At 69.0% G+C, this 2,139-nt stretch carries 1 protein-coding gene; it reads left to right on the forward strand.

Annotated elements, in window-relative coordinates:
* Positions 1-2,139: hypothetical protein (locus AAIL66_RS24160; protein ID WP_343497943.1), on the forward strand; the 2,139-nt coding region annotated here is incomplete at both ends.

A 2,139-nucleotide genomic window follows, 5' to 3' on the forward strand; every position in this document is an offset into this window, starting at 1 on the left:
TGCGTCCATCTTCCTGCTGTCCACCGATCTGCGCGTGCTGGACGGCTCCGTGAACATTAGCACGCTGCAGTTTGGGGAAACCAATTTCATCAACCCACCGGCGACCACTGACCGCCAGGGCGTGGTGGAGCTGGCCACCGAAGCCGAAGCCAATGGGCTGGCAGATGCTGTCCGTGCGCTCACGGCGGCCAGCGTCAAGACGCTTTTCAACGCGCGGGCCTTGGCCGCCACGGTCATCACGGCAGGAGTGGGCCTTACGGGCGGTGGCAGCCTTGCCGCCAATCGCACCATCACCCTGGCCAACACGGCAGTGGTGGCGGGAAGCTACGGCAGCGCTACGGCGGTGCCCACCTTCACCGTCGATGCGCAGGGGCGGCTGACGGCGGCGGGTAGCGCCACCGTCACCCCAGCCTGGGCCAGCGTCACCGGCAAGCCCACCACCTTGGCAGGCTACGGCATCACGGACGCAGCTCTGGCAGCTCGCACCATCACGGCGGGCACGGGCCTGACGGGTGGCGGCAACCTCACCGAAAACCGCACCATTGCCTTGGCCAACACCGCAGTGACGGCGGGCAGCTATGGCAGCGCCACGACGGTGACCACCTTCACGGTCGATGCTCAGGGCCGCTTGACGGCGGCCGGTAGCGCCACCGTCACCCCAGCCTGGGCCGATGTCACAGGCAAACCCACCACCCTGGCGGGCTACGGCATCACGGACGCGGCTCTGGCTGCTCGCACCATCACAGCAGGCACAGGCCTCACGGGCGGCGGCGACCTCTCGGCCAATCGCACCATTACGCTGGCCAACACGACAGTGGCGGCGGGCAGCTACGGCAGCGCCACGGCGGCCCCCACCTTCACCGTCGATGCCCAGGGGCGGCTGACAGCTGCCGGCAGCGTGACGGTCACCCCGGCCTGGGGCAGTGTCACCGGCAAGCCCACCACCCTGGCGGGCTATGGCATCACGGATGCGGCTCTAGCCGCTCGCACCATCACGGCAGGCACAGGCCTGACGGGTGGCGGAAATCTGACCGCAAACCGCACCATTGCCCTGGCCAACACGGCAGTGACGGCGGGCAGCTACGGCAGCGCCACGGATGCGCCCACCTTCACCGTCGATGCCCAGGGGCGGCTGACGGCGGCTGGCACCGTGACCGTCACCCCAGCCTGGGGCAGCGTCACCGGAAAGCCCACCACCTTGGCGGGCTACGGCATCACGGACGGCGCCCTGGCTGCGCGCAACATCGTGGCAGGCAATGGCCTGACGGGCGGCGGCAACCTCACTGCAGACCGCACGCTGACCCTGGGAACCCCCAGCACGCTGACGGGCGCCACCACCAATGCAGCTACGGCCACCAGTCACACCCATCTGGTCAGCCTGAGCGTGGCAGACCTGGGCGACGGCGCTTTCGTCACCATGGCATCGGCCCTAGGCAACGGTGTGGACCTCAATACTGTGACGGCCCGAGGCATCTACACGCAAAGCGCCAATGCCAACGCCACGGGCGGCACCAATTACCCGGTGGCTGCCGCTGGCACGCTGCTGGTCATCGGGGATGGTGCGTCCATCAGCACCCAGACCTATACCCACTACAACAACGGCGACCAATGGACCCGCTCGCGCTACAACACAGGCTGGAGTGCATGGCGCAAGAGCCTGACAGACGAGCGCACCATAGCCACAGGCACCGGCCTGACGGGCGGCGGCGACCTCTCGGCCAATCGCACCATTGCGCTGGCCAACACGGCAGTGACCGCTGGCAGCTACGGCAGCGCCACGGATGCGCCCACCTTCACCGTCGATGCCCAGGGGCGGCTGACGGCTGCCGGTAGCGTCACCGTCACCCCGGCCTGGGGCAGCGTCACCGGCAAGCCCACCACCTTGGCGGGCTATGGCATCACGGACGGCGCCCTGGCCGCCCGCACCATCACCGCAGGCACAGGCCTGACGGGCGGCGGCAACCTGACCGCAAACCGCACCATTGCCCTGGCCAACACGGCAGTGACCGCTGGCAGCTATGGCAGCACCACGGCGGCGCCCACCTTCACCGTCGATGCCCAGGGGCGGCTGACGGCTGCCGGTAACGTCACCGTCACCCCCGCCTGGGGCAGCATCACCGGCAAGCCCACCACGCTGGC

Source organism: Comamonas sp. F1-6, assembly GCF_039581415.1.
GTDB classification, from domain to species: Bacteria; Pseudomonadota; Gammaproteobacteria; order Burkholderiales; family Burkholderiaceae_C; genus Comamonas; species Comamonas thiooxydans.